This window comes from Arthrobacter sp. Leaf234 (assembly GCF_001422665.1).
Classification (GTDB): domain Bacteria; phylum Actinomycetota; class Actinomycetes; order Actinomycetales; family Micrococcaceae; genus Arthrobacter_D.
On sequence record NZ_LMLU01000006.1, the window covers coordinates 175,615 to 191,649 of the forward strand.

General features: G+C 69.7%; 12 protein-coding genes. 5 read left to right on the forward strand and 7 right to left on the reverse strand.

What is annotated here, in order from left to right; genetic code table 11:
* Positions 1-34: 34 nt before the first annotated feature.
* The 5 genes from ASF21_RS11665 to ASF21_RS11685 all read right to left on the reverse strand — a co-directional run bounded on the left by ASF21_RS11665 (position 35) and on the right by ASF21_RS11685 (position 8,035).
* Positions 35-880, reverse strand: a complete 846-nt coding sequence (locus ASF21_RS11665; protein ID WP_055771256.1) for a DegV family protein — start codon at positions 878-880, stop codon at positions 35-37.
* An 88-nt stretch (positions 881-968) separates the two neighbouring features.
* Positions 969-3,467, reverse strand: coding sequence for a leucine--tRNA ligase (gene leuS / locus ASF21_RS11670; RefSeq protein ID WP_055771258.1), 2,499 nt, complete (start codon positions 3,465-3,467; stop codon positions 969-971).
* A 385-nt stretch (positions 3,468-3,852) separates the two neighbouring features.
* On the reverse strand, positions 3,853-5,370 hold the full coding sequence (gene glpK / locus ASF21_RS11675; RefSeq protein ID WP_055771261.1) for a glycerol kinase GlpK: 1,518 nt from the start codon (positions 5,368-5,370) through the stop codon (positions 3,853-3,855).
* A gap of 66 nt (positions 5,371-5,436) precedes the next feature.
* Complete coding sequence (locus ASF21_RS11680) at positions 5,437-6,183, reverse strand: MIP/aquaporin family protein (RefSeq protein WP_055771264.1); 747 nt, start codon at positions 6,181-6,183, stop codon at positions 5,437-5,439.
* A gap of 139 nt (positions 6,184-6,322) precedes the next feature.
* Complete coding sequence (locus ASF21_RS11685; RefSeq protein WP_055771267.1) at positions 6,323-8,035, reverse strand: glycerol-3-phosphate dehydrogenase/oxidase; 1,713 nt, start codon at positions 8,033-8,035, stop codon at positions 6,323-6,325.
* A 155-nt stretch (positions 8,036-8,190) separates the two neighbouring features.
* Between ASF21_RS11685 and ASF21_RS11690 the strand changes: the two genes are divergently transcribed.
* The 5 genes from ASF21_RS11690 to ASF21_RS11710 are packed head-to-tail and all read left to right on the forward strand — an operon-like array spanning position 8,191 to position 12,402.
* Positions 8,191-9,189: a sugar-binding transcriptional regulator gene (locus tag ASF21_RS11690; protein WP_055771592.1), complete on the forward strand. Its 999-nt coding sequence runs from the start codon at positions 8,191-8,193 to the stop codon at positions 9,187-9,189.
* A gap of 46 nt (positions 9,190-9,235) precedes the next feature.
* Complete coding sequence (locus ASF21_RS11695) at positions 9,236-10,069, forward strand: aldo/keto reductase (protein WP_055771270.1); 834 nt, start codon at positions 9,236-9,238, stop codon at positions 10,067-10,069.
* The gene (locus ASF21_RS11700; RefSeq protein WP_055771273.1) at positions 10,069-10,965 is read left to right on the forward strand and encodes an alpha/beta fold hydrolase; all 897 of its coding nucleotides are present in this window, start codon (positions 10,069-10,071) and stop codon (positions 10,963-10,965) included. The genes ASF21_RS11695 and ASF21_RS11700 overlap by 1 nt, the downstream gene beginning before the upstream one ends.
* A complete protein-coding gene (locus ASF21_RS11705) occupies positions 10,962-12,083 on the forward strand; it encodes a glycosyltransferase family 4 protein (protein WP_055771278.1) in 1,122 nt (373 codons plus the stop codon). The genes ASF21_RS11700 and ASF21_RS11705 overlap by 4 nt, the downstream gene beginning before the upstream one ends.
* 34 nt (positions 12,084-12,117) lie before the next feature.
* Positions 12,118-12,402 (forward strand): hypothetical protein, encoded by a 285-nt coding sequence (locus ASF21_RS11710; protein ID WP_055771281.1) that lies wholly within the window; start codon positions 12,118-12,120, stop codon positions 12,400-12,402.
* Between the two features lie 86 nt (positions 12,403-12,488).
* On the opposite strand, the gene ASF21_RS11715 is transcribed toward ASF21_RS11710, so the two are convergent.
* Both ASF21_RS11715 and metK read right to left on the reverse strand, forming a co-directional pair.
* Positions 12,489-14,696: a primosomal protein N' gene (locus tag ASF21_RS11715; protein ID WP_055771284.1), complete on the reverse strand. Its 2,208-nt coding sequence runs from the start codon at positions 14,694-14,696 to the stop codon at positions 12,489-12,491.
* A 43-nt stretch (positions 14,697-14,739) separates the two neighbouring features.
* Positions 14,740-15,951 carry a methionine adenosyltransferase gene (metK, locus tag ASF21_RS11720; RefSeq protein ID WP_055771287.1) on the reverse strand — a complete coding sequence of 404 codons (1,212 nt, stop codon included), beginning with the start codon at positions 15,949-15,951 and terminating at the stop codon, positions 14,740-14,742.
* Positions 15,952-16,035 lie beyond the last annotated feature (84 nt).

Consider the following 16,035-nt stretch of genomic DNA (forward strand, 5'->3'; position numbering starts at 1 on the left):
CCGGACGGATGCGCTCGATACCGGACGGACGGGCTCACAGCCGGACGGACGGGCTCACGGTGACGGCGACGACACCGAGACCGGCATGGGCCGCGAGCACCGACGGGCAGGGGGCGGTGGTGACCTTTCCCCCACTGGCGGACTCGATCCGTCCTGCCAGCGCAACGGCCTCGGCCTCGTTGCCGAAGTGGTGCACCGTGAGGTCCACCGCACCGACCCGCGCAGCGGCGTCCGCGAGGACGACTTCCTCGAGCCGCTGCAGGGCCTTCGGTGCGGACCTGAGGCGTTCCAGGGGTACGAGCCGTCCACCCTGGACGTGCAGGATCACCCGGACCGAGAGCAGCGTGCCGAGCCAGCCGGCCGCCGCCGGGATACGCCCCCCGCGGCGCAGCTGCTCCAGGCTCGGGACGTAGAAATAGAGGGCCGAGGCCCGGGCAGCCATCGCGGCGGCGGCAGCGGCGGTCTGCAGGTCCCCACCCCTCTGCAGCGCCGCCAGCGCGGCGAGGGCAGCCCGGCCCTGGGCCATCCCGGCCGTCCTCGTGTCGATCACCTCGACGGGCAGGACGGATCGCGAGGACGCCATCCTCGCCGCCTCGACGGTGCCGGAGAGCTGGCCCGAGAGGTGCACGGAGACGACGCCGTCGTACCCCTCCTCCGCGAGGGAGCCGTAGACGCGGTCGAACTGACCGGGCGAGGGCCGCGAGGTCCTCACGTCCGCACCGGCGGCGAGGGCGACCATCAGGGGTGCGGTGACGTCGTCGTGTTCACCCGTCAGGATGTCGTGGCCGACGAGCACCGGCATGGGCACCACCCGGATGCCGTCGGCGAGACCGCCGGCCGCGCTCCACCCGGGAGCGAAGCCGGCCGCCGAATCGGTCACGACAGCTATCCGCACCGTCGTCTCCCGATCGCGCGTGCGGCACCTGGAGCGGGACGCATCAGGCCGGGACGTATCAGGCCGGGACGCATCAGGCCGGGACGATGTTGACCAGCTTCGGCGCCCGCACGATCACCGTGCGGATGCCCCGGCCGTCCAGGACCCGCTGCACCTGCTCGCTCGCCAGGGCGAGCTCCCGCAGCTCCTCCTCGGCGATGTCGGGCGACACCGTCAGGCGGTCACGGACCTTGCCCTGCACCTGCACGACGGCGACGATGGTCTCCTGCGTGAGGAGCGCGGGGTCCACCGCCGGCCAGCCGGCCGTCGCCACCGTGGCCTCGTGGCCCAGCCGGTTCCAGAGGTCCTCGGCCGTATAGGGCGCGAACAGGCTGAGCAGGATCGCGACCGCCTCGGTGGCCTCCCGGACGGCGGGATCGGCACCGCCGGCGCCGGAGTCGATCGCCTTCCGCGTCGCGTTGACCAGCTCCATGAGCTTGGCGATGACCACGTTGAACTTGTTGGCCTCCATCAGCTCGGCGGCGTCGGAGACCGTCCGGTGCGTCACCGACCGCAGTGCGCGGTCGCCTGTCGCCGGGTCGGACCCGACGGCACTCGTCACGTCGTTCCCCAGGCGCCAGGCACGGGCCAGGAACTTCGCGGAGCCCGACGGCGAGACGTCCGCCCAGTCGACGTCGTCCTCGGGCGGCGACGCGAACACCATGGTGAGGCGCACCGCGTCGACGCCGTAGCGGTCGAGCTGCTCCCCCAGGTCCACGCCGTTGCCGAGCGACTTGCTCATCGCCTTACCGCCGTTGAGCACCTGCCCCTGGTTCAGGAGTGCGCTGAAGGGCTCGGTGAAGCCGACCATGCCGAGGTCGAACAGCACCTTGGTGAAGAACCTGCTGTAGAGCAGGTGCAGGATGGCGTGCTCCACGCCGCCGACGTACTGGCCGACCGGCAGCCAGCGGTTGACGGCGTCCGTGTCGAACGGTGCCGTCTCCAGGTCCGGGTTCACGAAGCGCAGGTAGTACCAGGACGAGTCGACGAAGGTGTCCATGGTGTCGGTGTCGCGCTTCGCAGCGCCGCCGCAGGACGGGCAGGGGACGTTCACCCAGTCCTCGACGGCGGCCAGGGGCGAGGTACCCTTCGGCGCGAGCGACTCGCCGCGCAACCCCTCGGGCAGTGTCACGGGAAGCTGGTCGTCCGGTACGGGCACCTCGCCACAGGACGGGCAGTGGATAATCGGGATGGGTGTACCCCAGAACCGCTGGCGGGACAGCAGCCAGTCGCGGAGCCGATAGTTGATGGTGTGCTCGCCCGTCCCCTGCTCTTCGATCAGTTCGACGGCACGGCGGATGGCGGTGGGTTTGTCCAGGCCGGTCAGCTCGCCGGAGTTGACCAGCGTGCCCTCGCCGGTGGTGGCGACACCGGTCACGGCGGCATCCTCCGCGCCGGTGTCCACGACGGTGCGCACGGGCAGGTCGAAGGCGCGGGCGAAGTCGAGGTCACGCTGGTCATGCGCGGGCACTGCCATGATGGCGCCCGTGCCGTAGTCGGCCAGCACGTAGTCCGCGGCCCAGACCGGCAGTTTCTCCCCGGTCAGGGGGTTCACGGCGTAGCGGCCGGTGAATACCCCCGTCTTCTCACGCTCGGTGGCCTGGCGCTCGATCTCGGACAGTTTCTTGACCTGTTCGCGGTACGCCTCCAGCTCGGCACGCTGCGCGGGCGTGACCAGGTCCAGCGCCAGGTCGGCGTCCGCGGCGACGACGAAGAACGTCGCCCCGTACAGGGTGTCGGGGCGTGTCGTGAACACGGCCACGTCCGACGCCGCCTGGTCGGCATCGGCCTCGATGCGGAACCGCACGTGCGCGCCCTCCGACCGGCCGATCCAGTTGCGCTGCATGGCCAGCACCCGCTCGGGCCAGTGGCCCTTCAGCTGCTCCATGTCGTCCAGCAGGCGGTCGGCGTAATCGGTGATCTTGAAGTACCACTGGTTCAGGTTCTTCTTGGTGACCATGGTGCCGCAGCGGTCGCACGCACCGTTGATGACCTGCTCGTTGGCGAGGACGGTCTGGTCCTTCGGGCACCAGTTGACCGGCGAGTTGCGGCGGTAGGCGAGGCCCTTCTGGAAGAACCGGACGAACAGCCACTGCGTCCATCGGTAGTACTCGGGATCCGAGGTGTGCAGGCGGCGCTCCCAGTCGGCGCTGATCGCGTAGCGCTTGAACGAGTGGGCCTGTGTCTCGATGTTGGCGTAGGTCCACTCGGCCGGGTGCGCGTTGCGCTTGATGGCGGCGTTCTCGGCGGGCAACCCGAAGGAGTCCCAGCCGATCGGGTGCAGGACGTCGTAGCCCTTCTGCCGGTAGAAGCGCGCGGCGACGTCACCCATGGCAAAGGCCTCCGCATGGCCCATGTGCAGGTCTCCGGAGGGGTAGGGGAACATGTCGAGCACGTACCGTCGCTCCCGCGAGCCGTCGTCCGCCGGGGCGAAGGCCCGGAGCTCGTCCCAGACCGCCGGCCAGCGCGCCTCGATGGCGGCGATGTCGTAGGTGTTCTCGTCCGGCTGGGCGACCTCGGGATTGGTGCTCACTGTGTGACCTGTTCTGTCGGTGGAACCTGGTGGGACCCAAGGGACCCTGGTGGAAGGCGACGGGACGCGCGGGGTGATGCTGCTCCTGCCCCTTCGTCCTGCGCTGCGGAACCGGGAATCCGACGCACCCTGCGCCGGACACACAAAAGCCCCTCACGCAGGAGGGGCCGCCGCACGGTCGATACCGTGCGGCTAGGTAAGCAGGAGGTTCCGGGACATGCGGCCAGTTTAGCAGTGTGCGCAGCAGTGGCGGCAGCCACGACGGCACCCGATCCGCACGAGCGCGGCAGCGCCCGGCCCAGGGGCCGCCTGGCAGCGCCCGGCCCGTCGAATGACGGACCGGGCGCTGTCGAGTGGTGCCAGGAGCCCCGGAAGGGCGCCCGTGCTAGCTGACGTCCTCGTCGACCCAGTCGAAGGTCTTGGTGACGGCCTTCTTCCAGAGGCGCAGCTGGCGATCACGCTCGGCGTCGTCCATGGACGGGTTCCAGCGCTTGTCCTCGGCCCAGTTGGTGGCCAGCTCGTCGGTGTCCTTCCAGAATCCGACGGCGAGGCCCGCGGCGTAGGCGGCACCGAGAGCGGTGGTCTCCGTGACCTTCGGACGGATCACGGGGATACCGAGGATGTCCGCCTGGAACTGCATCAGGGCGTCGTTGGCGACCATGCCGCCGTCGACCCTGAGGTCCTCCATGTTGACGCCGGAGTCGGCGTTCGCGGCGTCCAGTACCTCGCGGGTCTGGAACGCCGTCGCCTCGAGAGCGGCGCGCGCGATGTGGCCCTTGTTGACGAACCTGGTCAGGCCGACGATCGCACCGCGCGCATCCGAGCGCCAGTACGGCGCGAACAGGCCGGAGAACGCGGGGACGATGTACACGCCGCCGTTGTCGTCGACCGTCGTGGCGAGCTGCTCGACCTCGGGTGCGCTCTTGATGATGCCGAGGTTGTCGCGGAGCCACTGGATGAGCGAACCCGTGACGGCGATCGATCCCTCGAGCGCGTAGACGGGCTTCGCGTCACCGAGCCGGTAGCAGACCGTGGTGAGCAGACCGTTCTTGGAGTGGACGATCTCCTCACCGGTGTTGACGATCATGAAGTTGCCGGTGCCGTAGGTGTTCTTCGCGCCGCCCTTGGCGAATGCCGCCTGACCGAAGGTCGCCGCCTGCTGGTCACCGAGGATGCCGGCCACGGGGGTCTCGCGGAGCAGCTGCGAGGTGTGGACCGAGCCGTAGACCTCGGAGGAGGATTTGATCTCGGGCATCATCGACAGGGGCACACCGAAGTCGGCGAGGATCGACTCGTCCCACGACAGTGTCTCGAGGTCCATGAACAGCGTGCGCGACGCGTTGGTGACGTCGGTGATGTGGACTCCGCCGTCCACCCCGCCCGTCAGGTTCCACGTGACCCACGAATCGGTGTTGCCGAAGATGAGGTCACCGGCCTCGGCCTTGGCACGCGCGCCGTCGACGTTGTCGAGGATCCACTTGATCTTGGTCCCCGAGAAATAGGTGGCCAGCGGAAGCCCGACCTTCGACTTGTACCGCTCCACGCCCCCGTCCTTCGCGAGTTCGTCGACGATGTTCTGGGTGCGGGTGTCCTGCCAGACGATCGCGTTGTAGACGGCCTTGCCGGTGGTCCTGTCCCAGACGACGGCGGTCTCGCGCTGGTTCGTGATGCCCACCGCGGCGATGTCGTGGCGGGTCAGGTTCGCCTTCGAGAGCGCTGTACCGATGACCTCGCGGGTGTTGTCCCAGATCTCGGCGGGATCGTGCTCGACCCACCCGGCCTTCGGGAAGATCTGCTCGTGTTCCTTCTGACCCGAGGACACGATGTCGCCCTTGTGGTCGAAGACGATGGCCCTGCTGGAAGTTGTGCCCTGGTCGATGGCGATGACGTACTGCTGCGACATGTCCTACTCCTTCATTGGATGACAGGTGGTGGCGGTCGGTGACGACTGCGGTGCTGGCGTCGGGGCCTAGGCGGCAGGGACGGGGAACGAGATGAACTGGATGACGATACCCGCGAGTGCGCCGCCGATGATCGGGCCGACGATGGGCACCCAGGCGTAGCCCCAGTCGCTGCCGCCCTTGCCCTTGATCGGCAGGAAGGCGTGCGCGATACGGGGCCCGAGGTCACGGTTCGGGTTGATGGCGTATCCGGTGGGGCCACCGAGCGAAGCGCCGATGCCGACCACGAGGAGGGCGACGGCCAGCGGGCCCAGTCCCGACGGCGTGTTGCCGAAGGAGAGGATGACCAGGACCAGCACGAAGGTGGCGATGATCTCGGTGACCAGGTTCCAGCCGTAGTTGCGGATGGCCGGGCCGGTGGCGAAGACGCCGAGCTTGTTGGCGGGGTCCGGCTCGTCGTCGAAGTGCTGCTTGTAGGCGAGCCAGCAGAGCACCGCGCCGAGGATCGAACCGATCATCTGGGCGGCGAGGTAGGCCAGGGTGGTGGCGAAGGTCTTGTCCACGCCGGGCGCGTACTCGGCCGCGTCGCCGTTGAACAGCAGGCCCATCGTCACCGCGAAGTTGAGGTGTGCTCCCGACAGGGCGCTGACATAGACACCGGCGAAGACCGCGAGGCCCCAGCCGAAGTTGACCATGAGAAAGCCGCCGTTATTACCCTTGGTCTTGGCCAGCGCCACGTTCGCGACGACACCCGTACCGAGCAACAACAGCAGCATCGTGCCGAAGGTTTCGGCAACAAATACTTCCAGAGACATCTTTGACTCCTCTATCTATTCATTTATTGGCGGGTGCCGCCGCCTCGACGGCACCCGTTTGGTTCCCCCCGGCAACCACTGCCGTTGGCATAGCACCGCTGCGAGTGACAGCGGTTCGATCACGTGACGGCGGGAGCCGCTAGGCGATCAGGCTTTTGACCTCGACCCTGTGGGCCGCGGCGAGGACGTTCTCGGCGAGCTCGATCTCCGATGCTGACCGTGCAGCATCCCACCCCAGCAGGGGGGCCAGGGTCCCGGCGAGTTCTGAGAGCAGTTCCTCGGAGACGAGTCCCCGGAAGGCGAGCGATGTACGGCGGATCAGGACGTCGATCAGGTGGCCGATCTGCTCGTGCTCCACCATGTAGGCGAGCTCACGCGTACTCAGCTCCTTCGTGGAATTAAACATCCTGTCGGGACCTTCGGCGAGGTATTCGATGACGTCTTTTGCGCGTGTTCCGTACCGGGTGAGCAGAACGTCCACGCGGGCCTCGTCGAAGCCGGGCCGGACGGCATTCCGGATCCACAGGCGCTCGGCGTCGTCGTCCGTCGGGAAGTCCTGGCCACCACCGATGGCGACTCCCGCCGTGGAGGTCTTTCGAGCGGCCCCGAGAGCGGCGAGTGTGTCGTCGGCGAGGTGTTCGGAGAGGGCGCGGAAGGTGGTCCACTTGCCGCCGACGAGGCTCAGGGTGGTGACCTGGCGGTCGCCCACCTTCTCCTGGCGCTTCTCGATGCGGTAGTCGCGGGACACGAAGCCCGGCTGGGTGTCGTCGTGGCGCGGCAGCGGCCGCACGCCCGAGAAGCTGTACACGATGTGGTCCTTCGAGACCGCGATGTCCGGGAAGACATGGCCGATCAGTTCGAAGAAGTAGTCGATCTCCTCGTCCGTGCAGACGGCCTGCTCCTCGACGTCGACGTCGATGTCCGTGGTGCCGACGAGCACGCGGTCGCCCATGGGGTAGATGAGGACGATCCGGCCGTCGACGTGCTCGAAGAAGATCTCGGTGCCATTGCAGGCCTCGAGCAGCTGGGGGTGGTCGAGGACGATGTGCGAGCCCTTGGTGCCACCCATGAACAGGGTCTCGGTGCCGAGGGCCGCATTGGTGCCGTCGGTCCATGCGCCGGTCGCATTCACGACGACGTCGGCCTGGAAGCCGAAGGTCTCGCCGGTGAGCTCATCGCGCAGGAGCACGCCGTCGTCGGTCGTGCCGACGGCACTGACGTAGTTCGCGGCCCGCGCGGCGGGGTTGGCGATCTGTCCGTCGCGCAGGACGTCGAGGGTCAGGCGCTCCGGGTTGTGCACGGAGGCATCGAAGTAGGTGGCCGCGTACTTGATGTCCTTGCGGAGTTCGGGCATGGCGGCGAGCGCCTTCTTGCGACCGACGAAGGAGTGACGCGGCACGTTGCCGCCGTCGCGCGAGAAGAAGTCGTACATGGTCAGGCCGGCCTTGATGAGGACCGCGCCACGCTCGACCTGCTTGCCCTGCTTGTGCGTCAGGAAACGCAGGGGGGCGGAGAGGATGCCCGAGAACGTGGTGTAGATCGGGATGGTGGTCTGCAGCGGCTTGACGTAGTGGGGGGCGATCTTCATCAGCGCGTTCCGCTCGATGACCGATTCGCGCACGAGGCGGAACTCGCCGTTCTCGAGATAGCGGATGCCGCCGTGGATCATGTGGGAGGACGCGCCCGATGCGCCCTGGCAGTAGTCGCCCCGTTCAACGAGAGCGACGTCGATGCCCTGCAGTGCGAGGTCGCGGAAGGTTCCGACCCCGTTGATGCCGCCACCGATGATGAGCACGGACGCCCGGGGGTTGTCCCTGAGCTCCTGCACCACGGTGCGCGTCGAAGATGTCATGCCTTCACCGGGGGTGCGGTCGGCTGGAATGCTCAAGGGACTACTCCGTAACTTCAATGTCGGGAATGTTTACTGCGCTATCAATTCTTCGAGCAGTGGGAATAACAGTCAACCGCATTGCACAAACGTGCACAGCGCGTCAGACTGACGGGATGATGACCATCGAGGACGGCTCGTCGGACGGTATCGGCGACCCCGACCGGGCACCGGGCAACCGCTCGCGGGATGCCCTGAGGGCAGCCCAGATGTACTACCTGCAGGACCTCACCATGAACGCCATCGCGCGGGAGCTGCGTACCTCCCGCTCCACCGTCTCCCGCCTGCTCTCGATGGCACGGGAGACGGGACTGGTGCAGATCCAGGTCAACAACCCGTCCGACCGGGCTCCTGCGCTGGAGCAGCAGATCAGCCGTCGTTTCGGCGTGGAGGCGCACGTCGTCCCGGTGGCCGACAGTGTGAACGACTCAGAGGTGCTCGACCGCGTCGCCATCCAGGCCGCCCGGACGATCGGCCCCCTCGTGGATTCGAACGCCATCGTCGGCGTCGCCTGGGGATCCACCCTCAGCGCGGTGAGTCACCATCTGACCCGGAAGCAGACCCACGACAGCACGATCGTGCAGCTCAACGGGGCGGGCAACACCCAGACCACGGGCATCACCTACGCCAGCGAGATCCTGCGGCGCTTCGGCCAGGCCTACGGAGCGCGGGTGGAGCAGTTCCCCGTCCCCGCCTTCTTCGACCATGCCGCCACGAAGACCGCCATGTGGGAGGAACGCAGCGTCCGCCGCATCCTCGACCTGCAGCGGCGCATGACCATGGCGATCTTCGGCGTGGGATCGATCGGGGCGGGGATCCCCAGCCACGTGTACAGCGGCGGCTACCTGGACCGCGAGGACCTCGAGACGCTGGAGACGGACGAGGTCGTCGGTGATGTGGCCACGATGTTCTTCCGCGCCGACGGCACGCATCGTGACATCGTGCTCAACACGCGCAGCACGGGCCCCGAGCTCGACCAGCTGCGCACGGTCCGACGCCGGATCTGCGTGGTGTCCGGGGAGTCGAAGATCAACGGACTCCGCGGCGCCCTGGCGGCGGGGCTCGCCACGGACCTCATCCTCGACGAGGGCTCGGCCCGGCGGCTCGTGCACTCCTGACGGCCCGGGGCAGCCGGGTGCGCCCCGTCCTCGATAGAGTGCACGCATGAGCTCTCCCGCGCCCCGTGCCGCACTCGCCGACGGACGAATGATCGACCGGGTGGGGTACGGCGTGTACAAGGTGTCGCCCGAGGACACAGCGCGCCTCTGCTCCACGGCGCTCGACGCCGGCTACCGACTCCTCGACACCGCGTCGCTGTACGGCAACGAGTCCGGCGTGGGATCGGCGGTCCGTGAGTACCTCGGATCGGGTGACCGGGACGAACTCTTCATCACCTCGAAGGTGTGGAACGACGACCACGGCTTCGATGCGACGCTCCGGGCCTTCGACACGAGCATGGACCTCCTCGGACTCGACCGGCTGGACCTCTACCTCATCCACTGGCCCTGCCCCTCCAAGGACCTGTACGTGGAGACCTGGCGCGCCCTCGAGCGGCTCCAGGGCGACGGCCGGGTGCGCTCGATCGGCGTCTCCAATTTCCAGCGGACCCACCTCGAACGGCTGATCAACGAGACCGACGTGATCCCGGTCCTCAACCAGGTGGAGCTGCACCCCTACCTGCAGCAGCGGGAGCTGCGCGCCTTCCACGCCGAGCACGGCATCGCCACCCAGGCGTGGAGCCCCCTGGGGCGCGGCAACGTGCTCGACGACGCCGTGATCGTCCGCATCGCGGCCGAACTCGGCCGTACCCCTGCCCAGGTGATCCTCCGCTGGCACCACCAGCAGGACATCCTGACGATCCCGAAGGCCAGTTCGAGGGAACGCATCGCCTCGAACCTCGACATCTTCGGCTTCGAGCTCGACGACGCCCGGATGGCCGCCCTCGACGGGCTGGAGCGTGGCCGGCGCTTCGGGTCACACCCGGACCGGGTGGGCTGATGCGCGACGCCGTCGTCCGCACCATAGGCTGGGAAGGCACGCTGCAACGCATCTGGGACTTCCCTGCCGTCGGGTCCCCGGAACCGGCGGGACCGGCCGGACCGGCCACCCCTGCCGCACTGCCGATCGTCATGGTGCACGGTTTCCGGGGTGACCACCACGGCCTGCTGCGGCTCGTCGAGGAGCTGCCGGGCCACCGGGTCGTCCTGCCGGACCTGCCCGGGTTCGGGCAGGGCCAGGAACTGACGTCCACGCACGACGTCGGCACCTACGCCCGCTTCACCGCCCATGTCGCGCGACTCGTCGGTCCCGGACCGCGCATACTCCTCGGTCACTCCTTCGGGTCCATCGTCGCGGCCGAGGCGGTGGCCTCGGACCCGGACCTCGCTGCGGTCCTGGTGCTGGTCAATCCGATCAGTACCCCTGCCCTCGAGGGACCCAGCCGCGCGGCGTCGCGGGTCGCGGAGGGCTATTACGTGGCTGCCGACCGGCTGCCCGAAGCCGCGGGACGCGCACTGCTCGCCAGCCCGGTGATCGTGCGCGGCATGAGCGCCTTCATGGCGAAGACGAAGGACCGGACGCTGCGCCGCTGGATCCACGGGCAGCACGACGCCTGGTTCAGCTCCTTCGCCAGCCGGCGCGTGGTCCTTGAGGCCTTCCAGGCGTCGATCTCCGGCACGGTGCGCGACCGCGCACAGGACATCGACGTTCCGGTGCTGCTCATCGCCGCCGAGCAGGACGACATCGGGTCGGTCGCGAGCCAGCGGGATCTCGCCGCGCTCTTCCCTGCCGCGACCCTCCGGGTCATCCCCGACGTCGGACACCTCGTCCACTACGAGAAGCCGCGCGAGGCGGCGCAGCTCATCGAGACCTTCCTGGAGGCCCTGCCCGCATGAGGATATTGTTCGACGCCCGCTTCACGCGGACCGACCACCACGACGGCATCAGCCGGTACGGGGCGAGCCTCATCGAGGCCCTCGCTCGGACGGACGATGTCGTCATGCTGATCAGCGACCCACGGCAGCTCGCCCTCCTCCCGGACGTACCGCACGTGCGGATCAGCAGCCCGCTCTCCCCCGCCGAGCTGTTCGTGGCGCGGCGCATCAACGCCCTGCGACCCGACGTCGTCGTCTGCCCCATGCAGACCATGGGCTCCTGGGGGCGCCGCTATCCGCTGGTGCTCACCCTGCACGACCTCATCTACTACGAGAACCCGACGCCCCCCTCCTTCCTGCCACTACCGGTGCGCCTCCTGTGGCGGCTCTACCACCGCGCGTACTGGCCCCAGCGGCTGCTGCTGGACCGTGCCGACGTCGTCGCCACGATCTCCCGCACCACCGCCGGGCTCATCGCCGCGCACCGCCTCACTCGGCGGCCCGTCATGCTCGTCGGCAACGCCCCGCAGCCGACCGGACGACGCCGCGATCCCGAGGCTCCCCGCTCACCGTCGATGCTCTACATGGGCTCGTTCATGCCGTATAAGAATGTCGAGACGCTCGTCAGCTCGATGTCCGGGCTCCCCGGACATGTGCTCCACCTCCTGAGCCGCATCACCCCGGAACGGCAGGCCGAACTGGAAGCACTGCGGGCGCCGGCAGGCAGTGTCGTCTTCCACGGCGGGGTCACGGACACCGAGTACGAGGACCTGCTGGACGACGCCACTGCGCTGGTCACCCTGTCCCGGGCCGAGGGGTACGGCCTGCCGATCATCGAGGCGATGGCGACCGGCACGCCCGTGATCGCCAGCGACATCCCGATCTTCAGGGAGGTGGGCGGGAACGCGGCCTTGTTCGTCGACCCGGCTGATCCGCAGGCCGTGGCGGACGCGGTCCGTCAGCTCGATCATCCCGGCCGCTGGTCGGAGGCCTCACGCCTGGGCCTCGAGCGGGCCGCCATGTACTCGTGGTCGGCGTCCGCCGGTCAGCTGCGCGACGCCTGCCGCCGCGCCATCGAGGAGCACGGACGGCGGAGACCGGGTTCGCGGACGCGGGCCGGACGAGGCCCATCGCGATGACCGCGTCGCGCCGAGGCCGACGCAGGGCGCGCGCATGACGGACCTGCAGTGCGCTGCCGTCGTCGTCCTGCTCGGGATCGGCGCCCCGCTACCGGCCTGGCTCGGCCGACTCAAGATCGCCGAGACCGTCGACGCCCCGGCGCAGGCGGATGTCTGTGCCCTCGTCGACGACGCCGCCGATCGGTTCCGGGGCGAGACCCTCGTCCTTGCGGCCCCGGCGCCCGCCCTGGTGGCGGCTCTCCGCGCCCACGGCATCAGCGGCGCACCGCCGGTCATCGTCGGGGTCGACTCCGAGGGGTGGACGGTGCGCTCGCCGTGACGGGCGGTGTCCCCGATCGGACCTGACACCTCGGGCGCACCCGGAGCCGGTCTCGGAGGCCGATGACCGCGCGCGGCAGGACGCGCTCAGAGCACGTCCAGCGCGTCGAGCCGGACGTGCACGGGATCACCCGTCCGCTTGGCGGAGAGCGCCGCGCGGCGGGCACGCAGCTGCCGGGTGATCCCGGCCGCAGCCCGGTAGGGGAAGAACAGCAGCACACGGTGGCTCCCCTGCCCGGCCAGCACCTCCGTCGAGGGCGCACCCTTGCCCGCACCGCGCAGCGCTCCGGCGGCACGCGCGGCGAGGACGGCCTCTCGGCGGATGTCGGGCGGGATGGGGGCCGGCCCCACCACGCGGGCGGCTCCCTCGAGCTCCAGATCCTCGAGGAAGTGGGTGAGGGCCTCGCGGGTGCCGGTCAGCACGGCGTAGCGCACCGCGGGCGGGAGGCCCAGCTCGCGGCGCTCGGCCAGTTCGCGTGACGCGGCGCCCGCGGGATCCCAGCGGACCAGGTGACCCACGGCGACGTCGTCGTCGCCCGTGATCACCACGGTGCCTCCGGCCGACGACGGCCGCGCGAGCGCCGCCGCGGAGAACCAGCGTCTCAGCGCGTCCTCGCCCGCACGCAGCGACTCCCTGCTGAGCAGGGCGTTGCCGTCGAGCAGGATGACCGCCGCGTACCCGCCCGCGGCCACCGGCTCGGCACCCGGTGTCGCGACGACGACGGCGGGAGAATCCCGGACGGTGTCGATGATGTGATCGCCCGCCGAGGAGATCACCGGGACGCCGGGGAAGGCCCGGCCCAGTTCCTCGGCGGTCCTCGTGGCGCCCGTCACGGTCGCCCGGACGCGCGTGCCGCCGCACTCGGCGCAGACCCAGTGGTTGTCGGGCCGGCCGCACCAGCGGCAGGACAGCGGGGCGTTGCGGCTGCCCTGCGCGAGCGGCCCGGAGCAGGAGGAACACCGAGCGGGGTGCCGGCAGCGATCACACGCCAGCGCCGGCGAGAACCCCGTCCGGGCCACCTGCAGGAGCACCGGCCCGCGGGTGAGTCCGGCCTGCGCAGCGGCCCACGCAGCATGCGGGATGCGGGCCTGCGCCGCATGCGGGTCCCGCTCCATCTGGAAGGCATCCGCGGCGTGCACCACGCGCGGGGTCGCCCGCCGTACCTCCGTCCGGTCCGCCTGGATGGCACGCGCCCAGCCTGTGTCGACGAGGCGCTGCGCCTCGGTGGAGCGGGCGAAGGACGACAGCAGCATGCCCGCACCCTCCTGCTCCGCACGGAGCAGGAGGACGTCCCGGACGTGCTGGTAGGGCGCGCGTTGCTCGACGTGCTGGTCGTCGCCGTCGTCCCACAGGCAGACGAGGCCGAGGTCCGCCACGGGGGCGTAGGCCGCCGAGCGTGTCCCGACGGCGACACGGGCGGACCCGTGGAGCAGACGCAGGAAGTTCCGGTAGCGCGGCGTCGCTCCGTCCTCACCCGTGAGCCGTGCGACGGTCCCGGCCCCGAGCCTCGCCGCGAGCGAGGCCTCGACACGGGCGAGGTCCCGCTGGTCGGGCACGACGACGAGGGCTCCCCGCCCCGAGGCGACCGTCGCCGCGACCGCATCGGTCAGTTCCTCCGTCCAGGCTCGCGGCCCGAACCCGCCGAGGCTGCTGAGGACGGCACGGGGCGCCTCGCCGGCCTCGAGGTGCTGGAGGAAGGCCACGCCGTTGGCGTACCGCCCGAAGGCGCCGGAGCTGCTGACGCTGCCCGGGCTGTCCGATGCGGGGGCGACGCCGGAGGACGACGCCGGTGCGTGCCCCGTCCCCGATCCTGCGGCCGGCAGGAACTCCGCCTCGACGCGCGCCATGCGCGGCGGGATCGCGGACCGCAGGACGTCGTTCACCGTGCCCACGGAGCGTGCGGCGACCGACGTTGCGAGAGCCAGGACGTCGGGGGTCAGGACCTGCAGCGGGGAGACGACCTTCCCGAGCGGCAGCAGGGTCGCGGTCGTGCTGGACCGAGCGACGCGTTCGGCAAGGAAACCGGCGTGCTCGCGCCCGGCGAAGCGCACCTTCACCCTGACGCCCGGCTGGGCGTCGACGTCCATCGCCGCCGGCACCGCGTAGTCGAAGTACCGGTCGAGGTGGGGCAGCTGCGCGTCGAGCACCACGCGCGCGATCGGCAGGGTGGCGGCCCGTTCGGGATCCGCCGTCGGCAGGTTCGCGGCCCCGAAGCCGTGCAGGAGGGAGAGTTGTCCCCCGCTCTCACCGTCGCGCCGGGACGGCCCGGCGGTGCGGCTCTCGTTGTCGGTCATGGTGTCGGCCGTCCGCCTCGGCGGCCCGTCCCGTCCCTCCGCGTCAGGCGTTGAAGTAGCTCCGCAACTTCTCCACGCGATCGGTGCGCTCCCAGGTGAAGTCCTCGTCCTCGCGTCCGAAGTGCCCGTGGGCCGCGGTGCGCTGGTAGATGGGACGCTTCAGGTCGAGCGCGCTGATGATGCCGAGGGGCCGGAGGTCGAAGATCTCCCGGATGGCGTCACCGATGGCCTGGGGATCGACGGTCTCGGTGCCGAAGGTCTCGACGTAGATGCCGACGGGCTGGGCCATGCCGATCGCGTAGGCGATCTGGATCTCCGCGCGGCGCGCGAGCCCGGCGGCGACGACGTTCTTCGCGACCCAGCGCATGGCGTAGGCGGCCGAACGGTCCACCTTCGAGGGATCCTTGCCGCTGAAGGCGCCACCACCGTGGCGGGCCATCCCGCCGTAGGTGTCGACGATGATCTTCCGGCCCGTCAGGCCTGCGTCCCCCACGGGACCGCCGATGACGAAGGCCCCGCCGGGATTCAGGATGTGCCGGACCGAGGAGGTGTCGAGCTCCGATTCGGCGAGCACGGGCCCGATCACGTGTTCGGCGAGATCGGCGCGCAGCTCGTCGAGGGAGACCTCGGCCGAGTGCTGCGAGGAGATGACGACGGAGTCGATGGAGACGGGGCGATCGCCGTCGTACCCGATGGTGACCTGCGTCTTGCCGTCCGGACGGAGGTACGGGAGCGTCCCGTCCTTGCGCACGTGCGTGAGGCGTTCGGAGAGTCGGTGCGAGAGCCAGATGGGCGTCGGCATCAGGACGGCCGTCTCGTCGCTGGCATAGCCGAACATGATCCCCTGGTCGCCGGCTCCCTGCGCGTCGTAGGGGTCGACCCCGGTGCCCTCGCGGGTCTCGAGGGAGGTGAAGACGCCGGACGCGATCTCCGCACTCTGCTGGCCGATGGACACGGAGACACCGCAGCGTGCGCCGTCGAACCCGTTGGCGGAGGAGTCGTAGCCGATTCCCAGGATGGTCTTCCGGACGATCTCGGGGATCTCCACGTACGCCTCGGTGGTGACCTCGCCCGCGACGTGCACGAGGCCGGTCGTGACGAGCGTCTCGACGGCCACCCGGGAATCGGGATCCTGCGTCAGCAGGCCGTCGAGGATGGCGTCACTGATCTGGTCGCAGATCTTGTCCGGATGGCCCTCGGTGACCGATTCCGAGGTGAACAGGCGCAGGGGGGAATCGGTGCTGGGTGAATTCACGTGCTCACTCTACTTGGTCGGAGGGACGATCCTGCCCGGGCGGCGAGCCACGTGACGGGAGCACGAGGAGGCAGTTCCCGGCGT